Annotated in this window: 14 protein-coding genes; 5 read left to right on the top strand and 9 right to left on the bottom strand. The window is 69.9% G+C overall.

The window, feature by feature from the left end; genetic code table 11:
* Positions 1-132 precede the first annotated feature (132 nt).
* Complete coding sequence (locus MKK54_RS12910; RefSeq protein ID WP_244011367.1) at positions 133-1299, bottom strand: type III PLP-dependent enzyme; 1167 nt, start codon at positions 1297-1299, stop codon at positions 133-135.
* A gap of 678 nt (positions 1300-1977) precedes the next feature.
* Between MKK54_RS12910 and MKK54_RS12915 the strand changes: the two genes are divergently transcribed.
* Together MKK54_RS12915 and MKK54_RS12920 are read left to right on the top strand one after the other, a co-directional pair.
* Positions 1978-3552, top strand: coding sequence for a glucan biosynthesis protein (locus tag MKK54_RS12915; RefSeq protein WP_244011368.1), 1575 nt, complete (start codon positions 1978-1980; stop codon positions 3550-3552).
* Complete coding sequence (locus MKK54_RS12920) at positions 3549-4043, top strand: GNAT family N-acetyltransferase (RefSeq protein WP_244011369.1); 495 nt, start codon at positions 3549-3551, stop codon at positions 4041-4043. Before MKK54_RS12915 ends, MKK54_RS12920 begins: the two co-directional genes overlap by 4 nt.
* Before the next feature lie 64 nt (positions 4044-4107).
* Here MKK54_RS12920 and MKK54_RS12925 read toward each other — a convergent pair whose 3' ends face one another.
* The 3 genes from MKK54_RS12925 to MKK54_RS12935 all read right to left on the bottom strand — a co-directional run bounded on the left by MKK54_RS12925 (position 4108) and on the right by MKK54_RS12935 (position 7607).
* Entirely contained in the window at positions 4108-4347 is a 240-nt protein-coding gene (locus MKK54_RS12925) for a hypothetical protein (protein WP_244011370.1), read from the bottom strand.
* A 112-nt stretch (positions 4348-4459) separates the two neighbouring features.
* Positions 4460-6598: a glycine--tRNA ligase subunit beta gene (glyS, locus tag MKK54_RS12930; RefSeq protein WP_244011371.1), complete on the bottom strand. Its 2139-nt coding sequence runs from the start codon at positions 6596-6598 to the stop codon at positions 4460-4462.
* 61 nt (positions 6599-6659) lie between these two features.
* Positions 6660-7607 (bottom strand): glycine--tRNA ligase subunit alpha, encoded by a 948-nt coding sequence (locus MKK54_RS12935; protein WP_244011372.1) that lies wholly within the window; start codon positions 7605-7607, stop codon positions 6660-6662.
* A gap of 212 nt (positions 7608-7819) precedes the next feature.
* Here MKK54_RS12935 and MKK54_RS12940 point away from each other — a divergent pair, with 212 nt between their 5' ends.
* On the top strand, positions 7820-8059 hold the full coding sequence (locus tag MKK54_RS12940) for a hypothetical protein (protein ID WP_244011373.1): 240 nt from the start codon (positions 7820-7822) through the stop codon (positions 8057-8059).
* Between the two features lie 4 nt (positions 8060-8063).
* Here the strand turns inward: MKK54_RS12940 and MKK54_RS12945 are convergent, their stop codons facing one another.
* On the bottom strand, positions 8064-8927 hold the full coding sequence (locus MKK54_RS12945) for a S49 family peptidase (protein ID WP_244011374.1): 864 nt from the start codon (positions 8925-8927) through the stop codon (positions 8064-8066).
* A 193-nt stretch (positions 8928-9120) separates the two neighbouring features.
* Here MKK54_RS12945 and MKK54_RS12950 point away from each other — a divergent pair, with 193 nt between their 5' ends.
* On the top strand, positions 9121-9462 hold the full coding sequence (locus tag MKK54_RS12950; RefSeq protein WP_244011375.1) for a hypothetical protein: 342 nt from the start codon (positions 9121-9123) through the stop codon (positions 9460-9462).
* A gap of 79 nt (positions 9463-9541) precedes the next feature.
* Here the strand turns inward: MKK54_RS12950 and MKK54_RS12955 are convergent, their stop codons facing one another.
* Positions 9542-10303, bottom strand: a complete 762-nt coding sequence (locus MKK54_RS12955; RefSeq protein ID WP_244011540.1) for a tRNA1(Val) (adenine(37)-N6)-methyltransferase — start codon at positions 10301-10303, stop codon at positions 9542-9544.
* A 1-nt stretch (position 10304) separates the two neighbouring features.
* Positions 10305-10529, bottom strand: coding sequence for a DUF2007 domain-containing protein (locus tag MKK54_RS12960; protein WP_244011376.1), 225 nt, complete (start codon positions 10527-10529; stop codon positions 10305-10307).
* Positions 10530-10709: 180 nt separating this feature from the next.
* Between MKK54_RS12960 and MKK54_RS12965 the strand changes: the two genes are divergently transcribed.
* On the top strand, positions 10710-11729 hold the full coding sequence (locus MKK54_RS12965; RefSeq protein ID WP_244011377.1) for a polyprenyl synthetase family protein: 1020 nt from the start codon (positions 10710-10712) through the stop codon (positions 11727-11729).
* Positions 11730-11751: 22 nt separating this feature from the next.
* Here MKK54_RS12965 and MKK54_RS12970 read toward each other — a convergent pair whose 3' ends face one another.
* Both MKK54_RS12970 and MKK54_RS12975 read right to left on the bottom strand, forming a co-directional pair.
* On the bottom strand, positions 11752-13404 hold the full coding sequence (locus MKK54_RS12970; RefSeq protein ID WP_244011378.1) for a putative bifunctional diguanylate cyclase/phosphodiesterase: 1653 nt from the start codon (positions 13402-13404) through the stop codon (positions 11752-11754).
* Between the two features lie 235 nt (positions 13405-13639).
* Positions 13640-14515, bottom strand: a complete 876-nt coding sequence (locus tag MKK54_RS12975; RefSeq protein WP_244011379.1) for a 4-(cytidine 5'-diphospho)-2-C-methyl-D-erythritol kinase — start codon at positions 14513-14515, stop codon at positions 13640-13642.
* Between the last annotated feature and the right edge of the window lie 22 nt (positions 14516-14537).

Below are 14537 nucleotides of genomic sequence, written 5' to 3' on the forward strand. Positions count from 1 at the left end.
GCAGGCGACGAGACGATCCGGGCGACGCCGGCCGAGGGCCGGCGATGCGCGCGGGGCGAGGGTAGGGCGTTGCGAGCACCGGGCCGTCTCCGTGGAGGACGTCCGGTGCTCGCGTCAGCATCGTGCGCGGATTCAGATGACGTATTGCTGAAGGGGCGGGAAGCCGTTGAACGCCACCGCCGCGTAGGTGGTGGTGTAGGCGCCGGTCCCCTCGATCAGCACCTTGTCGCCGATGGAGAGCGACACGGGCAGCGGGTAGGGCACACGCTCGTAGAGCACGTCGGCCGAATCGCAGGTCGGGCCGGCGAGCACACAGGGGGCCATGCGGTCCTCGTCGTGGTCGGTGCGGATCGCGTAGCGGATCGACTCGTCCATGGTCTCGGCGAGACCGCCGAACTTGCCGATGTCGAGATAGACCCAGCGCACCTCGTCCTCGGCATCGGATTTGCGCGACACCAGCACAACCTCGGCCTCGATCATGCCGGCGTTGCCGACCATGCCGCGCCCCGGCTCGATGATGGTCTCGGGCAGGTGGTTGCCGAAATGCTTGGTGAGCGCGCGGAAGATCGCGTCGCCGTAGGATTCCACGCCCGGCACCGCCTTCAGGTACTTGGTGGGAAAGCCGCCGCCGAGATTGACCATCTGCAGGCTGATGCCGCGCTGGGCGCATTCCGCGAAGATCATGGCGGCGGAGGCGAGCGCCCCGTCCCAGGCGCCGGTGTTGCCCTGCTGCGAGCCGACATGGAACGAGACGCCATAGGCGGTCAGGCCCTGGCGATAGGCGTGCTCCAGCACGTCCACCGCCATCTCCGGCACGCAGCCGAACTTGCGCGAGAGCGGCCACTCGGCGCCGGCCCCGTCGCAGAGGATGCGGCAGAACACCTGCACGTCCGACGCCGCGACACCGGCCGCCTCCGAAGCGCGGGCGATCTTCTCGACCTCGGCCTGGCAATCGACGGCGAAGAGACGCACGCCGAGCTTGAGCGCGCGGGTGATGCAGCGCTCCTTCTTGATCGTGTTGCCGAAGGAGACGCGGTCGGCGCTGGCGCCGGCCGCGAGGGCCATCTCGACCTCGACCACGGAGGCCGTGTCGAAGCAGGAGCCCATCTCGGCGAGGAGACGCAGCACCTCCGGCGCCGGGTTCGCCTTCACGGCGTAGAATACGCGGGTGTCGGGCAGCGCGCGACTGAACGCCGTGTAGTTGTCGCGCACGACCTCGAGGTCGAGCACCATCACGGGGCCCTCGTCCTGGCCCATGTCGCGGCGCGCGCGCAGGAAATCGCGGATACGATCGGTCATGGTCGTTCCAACCCACAGGTTCGCGAGCGCCCTCACGCGGGGCGCGCTGTCGAATGTCTGGACGACGTGAGCCGTCCGGCGTCTGGGGGCGCTGCGACGCGTCGCGCGGCGTGCTTTGGAGACACGACGTCGAACGCGGGCGCGAGAGCACCCGGAAGCTGCCTTGGATTGGAAGGGATGACCCCACCGCACGCCGGGCAAAGAGAAACAAGCCTCTTCGGTGCCGGCCTTTGGAGGGCCGACGAGACCAAAAAAGCCCGTTCGTCGTTGCTTTAAGCTGCGTCCCCCGTGGAGAGCGGGGTTCGCCGGTTTCGCCTCCGGCTGCCGGTTGTTGTCGGGGTCCGGTGTCGCCACCTGGATGCCGGCCGGGGGGAATCCACCCCTTCGACCATCGATCCTTTAAGACCCCTGGCGGCTGTCCGGCAGTTGGCCGGATGCCCACCAACCGACACGCGGCCACAGGCACGTGCGAAATTGGGCAAGGCGCATATACGGTCAGGGTGTTCCGGCTACAAGGGAAAATGGCATCTTTCGGGTCTGCTTTCCCCACAGCCCACCGGGATGTTGCAGAAACGCCGCGCCGGCCCGGCGCCGGCCACCGATCTCCCCTTCCCAAGGCGCGGCGGACGCGCCATCAAGCGCACGGTTTCTCTCGTGGTCGGACCGGGTCGCAGCCTCATGACAGAACTCAACCGGCGCGCCGTGGTGCAGGGACTGGCGAGCGCCGCGCTCGTGGCGGGCTCGGCGGAGGCGCCCGCGCGGGCGCAGGAGGGGCGGCCGACCACGCCGTTCGGCTTTCCGGACGTGGAGCGCCGGGCGCAGGACCTCGCGAAGCTGCCCTACGACGCCCGGGTGCCGGCGCTGCCCGCCCCGATCGCCAAGCTCGATTACGACGCCTGGCGGGACATCCGCTTCAAGCCCGACAAGGCGTTCCTGGGCGAGGGAAGCCCGTTCCGGCTCCAGCTCTTCCATCTCGGCTTCCTCTACACGCGGCCCGTGACGGTGAACCTCGTGCGGGGCGGGGTGGCGACACCGATCCCGTACCAGTCGAGCCTCTACGACATGGGGCGGACGAAGCTCGACCGGGCGCTGCCCGTCGATCTCGGCTTCGCGGGCCTGCGCATCCACGCGCCGCTCAACAAGCCGAACCTCCTCGACGAACTCATCGTCTTCCTCGGCGCCAGCTACTACCGCTTCCTCGGGCGCGACCAGCTCTACGGACTCTCGGCCCGCGGCCTCGCGGTGAACGTCGAGGGCACGGCCGGCCCGGAGGAATTTCCGGTGTTCCGCGAGTTCTGGGTCGTCGCGCCGGAGACGCATGCCGATGCCCTGGTGATCCACGCGCTCCTCGACGGTCCCTCGCTCACCGGCGCTTTCCGTTTCACCGTGGCACCGGGCGACGAGACCAGCGTCGCGGTGACGGCGACCCTGGTTCCTCGCGTTGACCTCGCCACCGTGGGACTCGCGCCCCTGACCTCGATGTTCTTCATCGGCGAGAACGACCGCCGGCACACGGACGATTACCGCCCGGAGCTCCATGATTCCGACGGCCTCCAGATCGCGGCCGGCAGCGGCGAGTGGCTCTGGCGCCCCCTCGACAATCCGCGCGACCGCCGCATCTCGACCTTCGGCGACCGCGATCCGAAGGGGTTCGGGCTGATGCAGCGCGACCGCCGCTTCGAGAGCTATCAGGACCTGGAGGCGTCCTACGACCGGCGCCCCGGCTACTTCGTCGAGCCCGAGGGCGCCTGGGGCGAGGGCGCGGTGATGCTGATGGAACTGCCCACCGATACGGAGGTGAACGACAACATCGTCGCCTGCTGGCGCCCGGCGCAGGCCTATCCGGCGGGCATTCCGGTCCGTCTCGCCTACCGTGTCCGGGCGATCGGCGACGCGCCGCTCCATCCCGGCGCGCGGGTCGTCAACACCTTCGGCGTGGCGCCCGTGGCGAGCGGGACCGCCAAGGGCGCGGAGGCGAAGGCCGGTCTCACGCGACGCTTCCTCGTGGATTTCGCCGGGGGCGACCTCGCCTATTACCTGCCCGCCCCCGACACGGTGGAGGTGGTGGCCGGAACCTCCGCCGGCCGGATCACCGCTACCTCGATCGCGCCGAACCCGCACGACAAGGGGTTTCGCGCGGCCATCGACGTGACCCTGGACGCGACCGGTCAATCCGCCGACCTGCGGGTGTTCCTGCGGGCGGGGGGCCGCGCCCTCTCGGAGACCTGGGTCTATTCCTGGACCGCCCCGTGAGCGCGGCCTCGCAGAAGGACGAAACCGCGCCGGCCGTGACCCTGCGCCCGGCGACCCCGGCCGATCTCGACGCCCTCGTGGCCCTCGAACACGCCGCCTTCGTCGGCGACCGGGCCGAGCGGCGCGCGATCCGGCACGCCATCCGCTCGCCCAGCATGACGGTCCTCGTCGCCGTCACCGACGATGCGGCGGGGCGGGACACCCTGGTCGGGGCCGCGACCCTGGAGCGGCGGCGCGGCAGCCGCAACGCGCGCCTCTCCTCCATCGCGGTCTCGCCCGTTCGGTCGGGCCTGGGGCTCGGAAGCCTGATCCTCGACGGGGCCGAGGCCGACGCACGGACGCATGGCTGCACCCACCTGCGCCTCGAGGTACGGGCCGATAACGGCGCCGGCATCCGCCTCTACGAGCGGCGCGGCTACAATCGCTTCGCGGTCATCCCGGACTATTACGAGGACGGGATGGAGGCCTGGCGCTACGCCAAGGCGCTCTGAACGCGAACGACCCGCCCCGGTGGAACCGGAACGGGTCGCCGCAAGCCTGAAAGCCGGCGTCGGATCAATCGCAGGTTTCTTTGGTGACCGTCTTGCGGTCGCCGACGTCGTTCTCCTTCGTCACGGTCTTCGACGAACAGCCATCATTGGTTTCGCGACGCTCGACCGTGCGGGTCTCGGTGGAGGGCCGGTCGACAACGACGGTGTCGGGCGCATCGCGGCGGATGACCGTGGTTTCGGCCTGAACGGCGGTGGCGCCGAACAGAGTCGCCAAGGTGAATGCGGCGATGATGGAACTGCGCATGAAGATCTCCCGCGTTGGAAAGCTGCGGTTCCAACGGGGAGAATCGAGAAAGCGTTCCACCTCGATCCGGCGGCCCGAGCGAGACCTGCCCGGGACTTGGTTGCAGGCGCTGTCAGCCCTCGATGCGCGAGAAATCCGCGACTTCGCGCGTCGCCGCCCGCAGGGCGTTGAGGAGGGCGAGGCGGTTTGTCCGAAGCGCCGGCTCGTCGGCATTCACCGTCACCCGCTCGAAGAAGGCGTCCACCGGCGCCCGCAGGGTCGAGAGCGCCTGCATGGCCCCGGCGAAATCCTCCGCCGCGACGGCCGCCGAGGCCTTGTCGCGCGCGGCTTCCAAGGCCTCGGCCAAGGCCCGCTCCTCCGGTTCGCCCCGCGCGGCGAGCGCCGCATCCGGCGCGGCCTCGTACACACGGCCGTCCTTCTTCTCCTCGATCCGGAGGATGTTGGCGGCGCGCTTGTAACCGGCGAGGAGGTTCTTCCCGTCGTCGGTCTCCAGGAACCGGCCCAGCGCCTCGACGCGGCGCACCACCATCAGAAGGTCGTCCTGGCCGGGCAGCGCGAAGACGGCGTCGATGAGATCGTGCCGGGCGCCCTTGTCGCGGAGATAGACTTTCAGGCGGTCGGCGAAGAAGGCAAGGAGGCTCGAAGCTTCCGGATCGACCTCGTTCGCAGACGTGTCGTTCTTCGTCGCGTCGCCGTAGTTCCGCAGGCCGTCCGCCGCCGCCTGGTATCCGTCGCGCAGCAGGGACATCTTGACGGTGTTTTCGATGAGCAGGCGGATCACGCCCAGGGCCGCACGCCGAAGCGCGTAAGGGTCCTTGCTGCCGGTCGGCTTCTCGTCGATGGACCAGAATCCGACCAGGGTGTCGAACTTGTCGGCCAGCGCGACGGCCACGGCCACCGGATCGGTGGGAACCCGATCGGAGGGACCGACCGGTTTGTAGTGGTCTTCCACCGCCGCCGCGACGCTGTCGGGTTCCCGTTGGAGCGCCGCATACTTGCGCCCCATCAGCCCCTGGAGCTCGGGAAACTCGCCGACCATCTCGGTGACGAGATCGGCCTTGGCGAGCGTCGCCGCGCGCTCGGCGAGGTCCGGGTCGGCCCCGACGAGCGGCGCGAGTTCGCGGGCCAGCGCCGCGATGCGCTCGACCCGCGCGCCCTGCGTCCCCAGCTTCTCGTGGAACACGATCGCATCGAGTTTCGGCAGCCGGTCTTCCAGTCGGATCGCCTTGTCGGTCTCCCAGAAGAACTTCGCGTCCGACAACCGCGCCCGCACCACGCGCTCGTTGCCGGCCGTGATGGCGAGGCCGCCGTCGCTGGCGACGAGGTTCGAGGTCAGGATGAAGGCCGGCGCGAGGGTGTCGGTGCCGGGTGCGCGCAGCACGAAGCACTTCTGGTTGGCCCGGATGGTGGCGCGGATCGCCTCCGCCGGGATGTCGAGGAAGGCCGCGTCGAAGGAGCCGAGCAGCACCACGGGCCATTCCACCAGACCGGCGACCTCCTCCAACAGACCCTCGTCCTCCACGAGTTCGAGGCCGCGCGCGAAGGCGAGGTCGCGGGCATCGTGCAGGATGATGTCTTTCCGCCGCTCCACGTCGAGCACGACCTTCGCGCGCTCCAGGGCCTGCACGTAATCGTCGAAGCGCCGGACCTCGATGGCCTCGGGCGCCAGGAAGCGGTGGCCGTAGGTGGTGGTCCCGGCCACGATCCCGTCGATCTCGAACGGGACCACGTCCGGCGTCTCCGTCTCGGGGCCGAAGGTCGCCACGATGGATTGCAGCGGGCGCACCCAGCGCAGGGCGCCCGGCTGCGCCGAGGCCTTGCCCCAGCGCATGGATTTCGGCCACGGGAAAGCGCGGATGATCTGGGGCAGGATCTCGGCCAGAACGTCGAGGGTCTCGCGGCCCGGCCGCTCGATCACCGCGACGTAGAATTCGCCCTTCTTGGGGTCCGTGACGATGGTCGCCTGATCGAGGCTCGCGAGTCCGGCACTCTTCAGGAAGCCCTGGACCGCGCCCTCCGGCGCCCCGACGCGGGGCCCTTTTCGCTCCTCGCGCACGTCCTGTCCGCGCGGCGGCAGCCCGGCCACGTGCAGCGCCAGCCGGCGCGGCGTCGCGAAAGCCTTGGCGCCCTCGTAGAGGAAGCCCCGCTCCACCAGGGCGTCGGTGACGAGCTTCCTGAGATCGTCCGCCGCGCGCCGCTGCATGCGGGCGGGAATCTCTTCGGAGCGCAGTTCGAGGAGGAGGTCGGGCATGGGGCGGCGTCCGGAATAGAGTGCGTTCGGGTCAGCAGGGCGCGGTCGGCGGCGGGGGCGATCAGGCTGCCCCGCCACCCGCCGTGCGCAGGTACGCCGCCCCGCACGCCTTCGCGAGTTCGCGCACCCGCAGGATGTAGCTCTGGCGCTCGGTCACCGAGATGACGCCGCGCGCATCGAGCAGGTTGAAGACGTGGCTCGCCTTGATGCACTGGTCATAGGCGGGCTGGGCCATCCGGTGGCGCTCCGTCTCGGAGGCGGGCGCCCCGGCGTCGAGATAGGTCCGGCAGGCCTTCTCGGCATCGGTGAATTGGCGAAACAGCATCGCCGTGTCGGCGGCCTCGAAATTATGGCGCGAGTATTCCTGCTCGGACTGGAGGAAGACGTCGCCGTAGGAGACGCGGTCCGCGCCCTCGCCGCCGTTGAAGTTGAGGTCGTAGACGTTCTCGACGCCCTGGACGTACATCGCCAGCCGCTCGAGCCCGTAGGTGAGTTCGCCCGCCACGGGCGCGCACTCGAAGCCCGCCACCTGCTGGAAGTAGGTGAACTGGCTCACCTCCATGCCGTCGCACCAGCATTCCCAGCCGAGGCCCCAGGCGCCGAGAGTCGGGCTCTCCCAATCGTCCTCAACGAAGCGGATGTCGTGCAGCTTGAGGTCGACGCCGATGGCATCGAGGGAAGCGAGGTAGAGTTCCTGCAGGTTCGGCGGGTTCGGCTTCAGGATGACCTGGAACTGGTAATAGTGCTGGAGCCGGTTCGGGTTCTCGCCGTAACGCCCGTCCTTGGGGCGGCGCGAGGGCTGCACGTAGGCGGCCTTCCAGGGCTTCGGCCCGAGCGCCCGCAGGGTCGTGGCCGGGTGGAAGGTGCCGGCGCCGACTTCCATGTCGTAGGGCTGAAGGATGACGCAGCCCTGCGCGGCCCAGAACCGCTGCAGCGTCAGGATCAGCCCCTGGAATGAGGTCTTGGGCGCAAGATCGGCGGCGCTCGACAGGGGGCTGGCGCTCGACATGGGGCTTCCGGTCCGTGAAGGGGCGGCCAGCGTTTAAGAGGCCCGCCGGGGGTGTCAAGCGAGCGGGGTGCGCCGCGCGCGTGCGGTGCGACACACAATTTCGCCACGATTGCGCTTAGCCGTGGAACGGTCTCGCTTGCCGCCAAGTTTACTGGACAATCAAGGGGTTTTCGCCGTCACCCGCGACGGTCGATCATTTGGAACCACGGGCCATGCGCTCTTCCTTCACAGTCTTCGCCGCCCTCGTTGCTGCATCCCTCGTCGCGACGCCGCTCGTCATCAGTGCCTCGAACGCCCTCGCCACGCCCGATCACTCGGAGGTGGTGGCGATGCCGGAAGCCGTGACGCCGATCGAGGTCGGGGCCGTGCCCGCGCCCGCCCAGGCCGAGCCCTGCATCCGCAAGGTTCGGGTGGTCTATGCGGGCTATGCCGGGGATACCTGCCGCCGCTGAGTCCTCACAAGCCGTAGCGGGCGAAGGCGGCGCGGTCCTCGATCGCCGCCAGGACTTCGCCCGCGACGCCGGACGCGGTGCCACCCGGCCCGGCCCGCCGCAGCAGGCGCGCCACGAGCGAGCCCTTCTTCTCGGCGACCAGCACGAGTTCGACCTTGTCGCCGAAGCGGCTCCGGAGGGTGGAGCGTGCGTCGCCCAGCGCGTCCACGAGGCCGAGCGGCACCGCCTGCCGGCCGGTCCAGACCGCGCCCGTGAACAGGTTCTCGCCGTTCGGCGCCAGTTTCGGGCGCCGGCCGCTGACGAGGGACGTGAACAGGGCCTGCACGTCCGCCTGAATCACCTTGAGCCGCGCCACGTCCGCCGGATCCTCGGGGCGGAACGGGTCGAGCATCCCCTTGGCCTCGCCCTGCGTATGCACCCGCCGCTCGACGCCGATGCGCTCGATCAGGCGATCGAAGCCGAAGCCCGCCGACACCACGCCGATCGATCCGACCAGGGACATCGGGTCGGCGATGATCTCGTCGGCCGCGCAGGCGATCATGTAGCCGCCGGACGCCGCCACATCCTCCACGAAGGCCAGGACAGGCAGGTTCTTCTCCGCCGCGAGCGCCCGGATGCGCGTGTGGATGAGGTGGGACTGCGCCGGCGACCCACCCGGCGAGTTGATGATTAGCGCGACCGCCGCGATGTCCGGCATGGTGAAGGCCCGCTCCAGGCTCCCCGCCAAACCCGAGATCGAGAGCCCGGCACGGAACGGCGAGACCGCGCCGATGACGCCGTCGAGACGGAGCACCGCCACGCGCGGGGTCTTGGCACGCCAGCGTCGCGGCAGCAGCGCACGGAGCGGCGCGGGGAGGGAGAGGGGCATGGGATCTCGTTCGGGAAGGCGATCGCGGCAAGCGGATCGCGGGGAAGGGGGTCGACCGGTCGTGAGTGCGGAGGTGAAGTGGGGTGGAGCGAACCATTTCGCCAGCTTCGCCGTTGCTGAGCAGGCCGCCGCGCCGAGGCGGCCCCCGGCGCCCGGCCGGGCGTTCACACATCGATAGGGGAGGCGGACCGACATGCGCGTCTTACGTTGGATGATCATCGCTCTGGGCATCGTGGGCGGTGCGGTGGGGCTCGGGACGGCGGGCCAGGCCGCGCCGCTCCCGGTCGCGGCCCTCGAGGCCGTCGGACAGACCCCGCTCGTCGCCCAGGCTCGCTGGCATCATCGTCGTCACTGGCACCGGCGCCACTGGCACCATCACCGGCACTGGCATCACCGTCGCCACTGGCATCGACGGCACCATTGGCACCATCGCCATCACTGGCGCCGCCACTACGGCTGGGGCCACCGGCACCATCACTGGGGGCACCGCCACCACGGCTGGCACCGGCCCTATCGCGTCCGCACGTTCTACTGAGCGAACTACTGAGCGAACCGGCGCCACGACTCCACGCTGCGAGGAACGGCCCGTGGGCCGTTCCTCCGGCACCCACGCGTCATGATTCTCCGATCCAGGCCCGCCCCGCGTTCAGCGCCTGGACATGAGGCGTGAACCGACCGGTCGCGTCGTGCAGGACCAGGGCCGGCAGGAGATTGAGGGGCGCGCGGCTGCCCTTCACCGCCGTGATCAGGACGCGAATCGCCGCCGCATCCGCCTTCGCATGGACCGGCCGAACAGAAATCCCGCCGAACCGTCCGGCCAGGGCGTCGAGACAGGCGGGGAGGGCGTCCGCGCGATGGATCAGCCCGATTCGGCCGCCGGGACGCAGGATGTCGACGCAGGTGCGCAGCCAAGCCTCGAGGCCCCCCTCCACGAAGCCGTGAGCCCGCGCCTTCCCGGCGATGGGAGAGGCCCGGTAGCGCCGCTCCTCGAAGAAGGGCGGATTGGTCAGAACGATGTCGGCGAGGTTCGGAACGAGTCCGGCATCCCGGCGCGCGGCACCGGGCGCGAGGACGTCCGCCGTCAGGACGAGGGTCCGGGACCCCAGCCCGTTCAGGTCGGCGTTGCGGCGAGCGCAGGCGGCGAGGTCGGGATCGCGCTCCACCAGGATCACCCGGGCCCCGGGCGCGCGCCGTGCCACCGCCAGACCCACCGCCCCCGTACTGGCGCCGATATCGCAGATCACCGCATCGTCCGGCGGCGCCAGGAGGCTTCCCAGCAGGACCGCGTCCGTTCCGGCGCGATGGGCACCGCGCCCCGGTTGAAACAGCCGGAGGGCGCCCCCGAGCCAGAGTTTCGGCTCCGCGTCCGGGGCCATGTCAGGCATCCCGCAATTCCGCCGCGAGCCCGGCATCCTTCAACAGGCGGCGCGCCTGGGAGGCGTGGTCGCGGGGGACCAGGATGCGCCGGGCGAAGGCGCCGATCGAGCCTTCGAGCAGGCTCATGTGCTGGTCCGCCACCAGGACGGGAATGTCCGCCCCGTCCAGGAGCGACTGCGCGAAGCCGATGAGGACGAGGTCGTTGCTGCGGATCAACTCGGTCATGGATCGCCTGTCTCGCCTCCCGCGCTCGCCCCCCCGGTCGGCAGGGCCGAACCGGCGCTCCGCGTATACCTTGCGGCATGCTGCGTGTTGCAGCGCCAACGGGCGCATGCGATGGGGTGCCGCAGAGTATAGGGTCGTGTGAGGCGCCGCGAGGCGTTCGGATTTGGAGGCCGCGCGGTTTTGGGCGTCGTAGTTCCGATCGATGAGAGCAGCCCCGATCCGGAGGCGAGCCTGGCCGACCTGGTCGCCTTGGTCTCCGGCGGCATGGAGCGTGTCAACGCCACGATCCTGTCCCGCACCGGGTCCGAGGTCCAGATGATCCCGGAGGTGGCCAACCACCTCATCTCCTCGGGCGGCAAGCGCCTGCGGCCGATCCTGACGCTCGCCACCGCGGACCTCTGCGACTACACCGGCGACGGCGCCGTGAAGCTCGCCGCCAGCGTCGAGTTCATGCACACCGCGACCCTCCTGCACGACGACGTCGTGGACGAGAGCGACATGCGGCGCGGCAAGGTCGCGGCCCGCATCAAGTGGGGCAACGAGGCGAGCGTGCTGGTGGGCGATTTCCTGCTCGGCCAAGCCTTCCGCATGATGGTCGAGGTCGGCTCCCTGAAGGCCCTCGACATCCTCTCGGCCGCCGCCACCATCATCGCCGAGGGCGAGGTGATGCAGCTCACCGCCGCGAAGAACACCGAGACCAGCGAGGACGAGTACCTCGCGGTCATCAGCGCCAAGACGGCGGAGCTGTTCGCCGCCGCCTGCGAGGTCGGCCCGGTGCTCGCGGCGCGGGCGGACGCCGAGCGGGCCGCCTGTCGCGCCTACGGCATGAATCTCGGCATCGCGTTCCAGCTCATCGACGACGTGCTCGATTACGGCGGCACCAGCGACAGCCTGGGCAAGAATGTCGGCGACGATTTCCGCGAGGGCAAGATCACCCTGCCGATCGTGCTCGCGGTCCGGCGCGCCAGCGAGACCGAGCGCGGCTTCTGGAAGCGGACCCTGGAACAGGGCGACGTGACCGGGGACGACCTCGAGACCGCCCGCGCCATCCTGCGGCGCCACGGTGCCCTGGAGGAGACGATGGCGCGCGCGCGCCTCTATGGCGACCGGGCCCGCGCGGCCCTGGCGCCGTTTCCGCCGAGCCCGATGAAGCAGGCGCTTCTGCAGGTCGTCGACTTCTGCATCGCGCGGGCGCACTGAGCGCCCGGCGTTTCCCGCAGGCTCAGGCCGCGATCTGCCGATGTTTCGGAGCGTCGGGTGGCGTCGCCGCGTCCGCCATGGCGCCGCCGTCTGGAGCGGCATCCGGCGGAGCGATCACGAGATTGCCCGCGCCATCCGTCCAATCCTCGAGAAGCCCGTCGGTGGTGATCTTGTCCATCGGCTTCCCGAACAGGTAGCCCTGACCGTAGGTGCAGCCCTGATCCGCGAGCCAGTCGACGCTGGACGCGGATTCGATGCCCTCGGCGGTGGTGACGAGGCCGAGGCTCGAGCCGAGGGCGATGATCGCATCCACCAGCTTGGCGCGATCCGAACTCAGCGGAATCGACGTGATGTAGCTGCGATCGATCTTCAGCTTGTCGAATTGCAACTCACGCAGGTGATAGAGGCTCGAATAGCCCGTCCCGAAATCGTCCAGCGCGATGCGGATTCCGAAATTCTGCAACGACTTGAGCGCCACGCGGGCCGCCTCCAGGTCGTTCACGAGAGCCGTCTCGGTGATCTCGATCTCCAAGCGGCCCGGCTTGAACCCGGTCTCGGTAAGAATCGCCAGGATGCGCTCGGGCAGGTGGCGATCCTGGAGCTGCAGCGGCGAGATGTTGATCGCCAGTTGCAGGTGGGGCGGCCAGGAGCGCGCATCGGTGCAGGCCTGCCGCATCAGCGACCAGGTGAGGTCGGCGATCTGGCCCGTATCCTCCGCCAGCGTGATGAAGGCATCGGGGCCGAGCAGGCCTTTGCGTGGATGATGCCAGCGGGCAAGCACCTCGAAGCCGATCAGTCCGCGGTCCGGCAACGCGACCACCGGCTGATAGAAGGGCCTGATTTCTCCGCGCTCGATCCCGACCCGCAACTCGCCTTCGAGTTGGGCCCGCACCTTCAGGGCATGCCCCATATCCAGGTGGAAGAACCGGAACGTGCCGCGTCCGTCGCGCTTGCCTTGATACATGGCGACGTCGGCCGCGTGCAGGAGCGCGTCCGCGGTCCGGCTCTCTTGCGTGGCCACGGCGATTCCCACGGTCGCGCCGATTTCGAGGCGGCTCTCGGCCCAGGTGATGGGCTGGGCGAGCGATTTGACGATTTCCCGCGCGAGGCGCGCGAGGCTGTCCGCACCCTCACCCGCCTCCGTCAGAATCGCGAATTCGTCGCCGCCCAGGCGCGCCACGAGGCTGTCGGCCGACACGAGTCGGCGCAGCCGGTCGGCCACGACGCACAGGACCGCATCTCCCGCCGCGTGGCCGTGAACGTCGTTGATCGGCTTGAAGCGGTCGAGATCCACCTGGAGCACCGCCAGGGCAGGCACGCCCGACGCCGCGTCCAGGCGCGCCGCCAGCGTCTCGCGGAACAGACGCCGATTGGCGAGCCCGGTCATCGCGTCGTGGCGCGCGATGCTCTCGGCTTGCGCCTCCGCGCCGTCCCGCTCCTGCATCGCCCTGCGCAACTTGAACGACTTGCGCACCGCCGCGGCGATCAGGCCGAGGCACATGCAGAGCCCCAGCATCAGCATGTCCTGCAGATTGTGGCTCCGCGTGGCGTCGAGCAGGACCGCGAACACCCCGAGTTGCGTGCCCACGATCCAGACGCAGGTGCCGATCATCATGAGGCAGAGGATTTCGCGTAGCTCACCCTCTCCCCAGGACGGGTGCTTCTGGTCGGGCATCAGGCGCTCCTCTACCGGGCGACAATGCTCGGATAGACCTTGCGCGACCGTAAACGTCCGAGGACGATTCCGGAGCTGGACCTGATCCATCATCGAATCCGAAGACAAAGCCCGGTCTCGACTCGTGCCCTATGCTGTCGGATCGAGGACCGTCTTCCGAAACCGGCCCGGTGCCCCTCGGCGGCGATACAGTATCGATCTCGCGGGACGAGGGGGGCTTGCCGACGCCCGGCCCTCAGCGCAGCAGCGCCGACCGAACCCACCATCCCGGATGCGCGGCCCCGAGGTGGCGCGCCGCCCGCGCGGCCTGCGAGCGGGTGCCGAACAGGCCGAACACGGTCGCGCCCGAGCCCGACATGCGCGCGATCCGGCACCCCGGTTCGTGGCGCAGGGCAGCGAGCGCATCCGCGATGATCGGAGCGACCTGAAGCGCCGGCGCTTCGAGGTCGTTGCGCGTCGGCAGAAGCACGCGCATCAGCGCCTCCGCATCCGACGCGGCGGCGACGATCGGGTGCGGCGCGACGGTGTGGCGCTGGCCGATGGCGAGGCCGAGCGCACGGAAGACCGGCGCCGTCTCGACCGGGACACCGGGATTGATCAGCACGGCGGCCAGCGGCGCGAGTCCGAGCGTCGGACCGATGCTTTCGCCCGCGCCCAGCATCATCCGCGCGCGCGGGTCGAGGCAGACGGGAACGTCGGCTCCGGTGGCGCGGGCCGCCGCCAACAGAGCCGGGTCTTCGGGCGCGATGGCGTTGAGACGGGCGAGGAGCCGCAGGGCGGCGGCCGCGTCGGACGAGCCACCACCGATCCCGGCGGCCACGGGCAGGCGCTTCACGAGGTGGAAGGCGCCCTGCGCGAGGCCGGGCCGGAGGCGGGCGAGATGGCGCGCGGCGCGGATGACGAGGTTGTCGTCGAGGGGACCGGCCGGACCGGCGGTCGGCCCGGAGACCGTCAGGCCGAGAGTAGGGCCGGGCTCCAGGGTCAGGGTGTCACCGGACCCCGTGAAGACCACGAGACTTTCGAGTTCGTGATAGCCGTCCCCGGCGCGGCGGCCGAGAACGTGGAGGGTCAGGTTGATCTTCGCCGGAGCGCGGGTGACGAGGAGGGACACGGAGTCTCGGGGCTGTCGGTGG

The sequence above is a fragment of the Methylobacterium sp. J-068 genome (genome assembly GCF_022829445.1).
Taxonomy (GTDB): domain Bacteria; phylum Pseudomonadota; class Alphaproteobacteria; order Rhizobiales; family Beijerinckiaceae; genus Methylobacterium.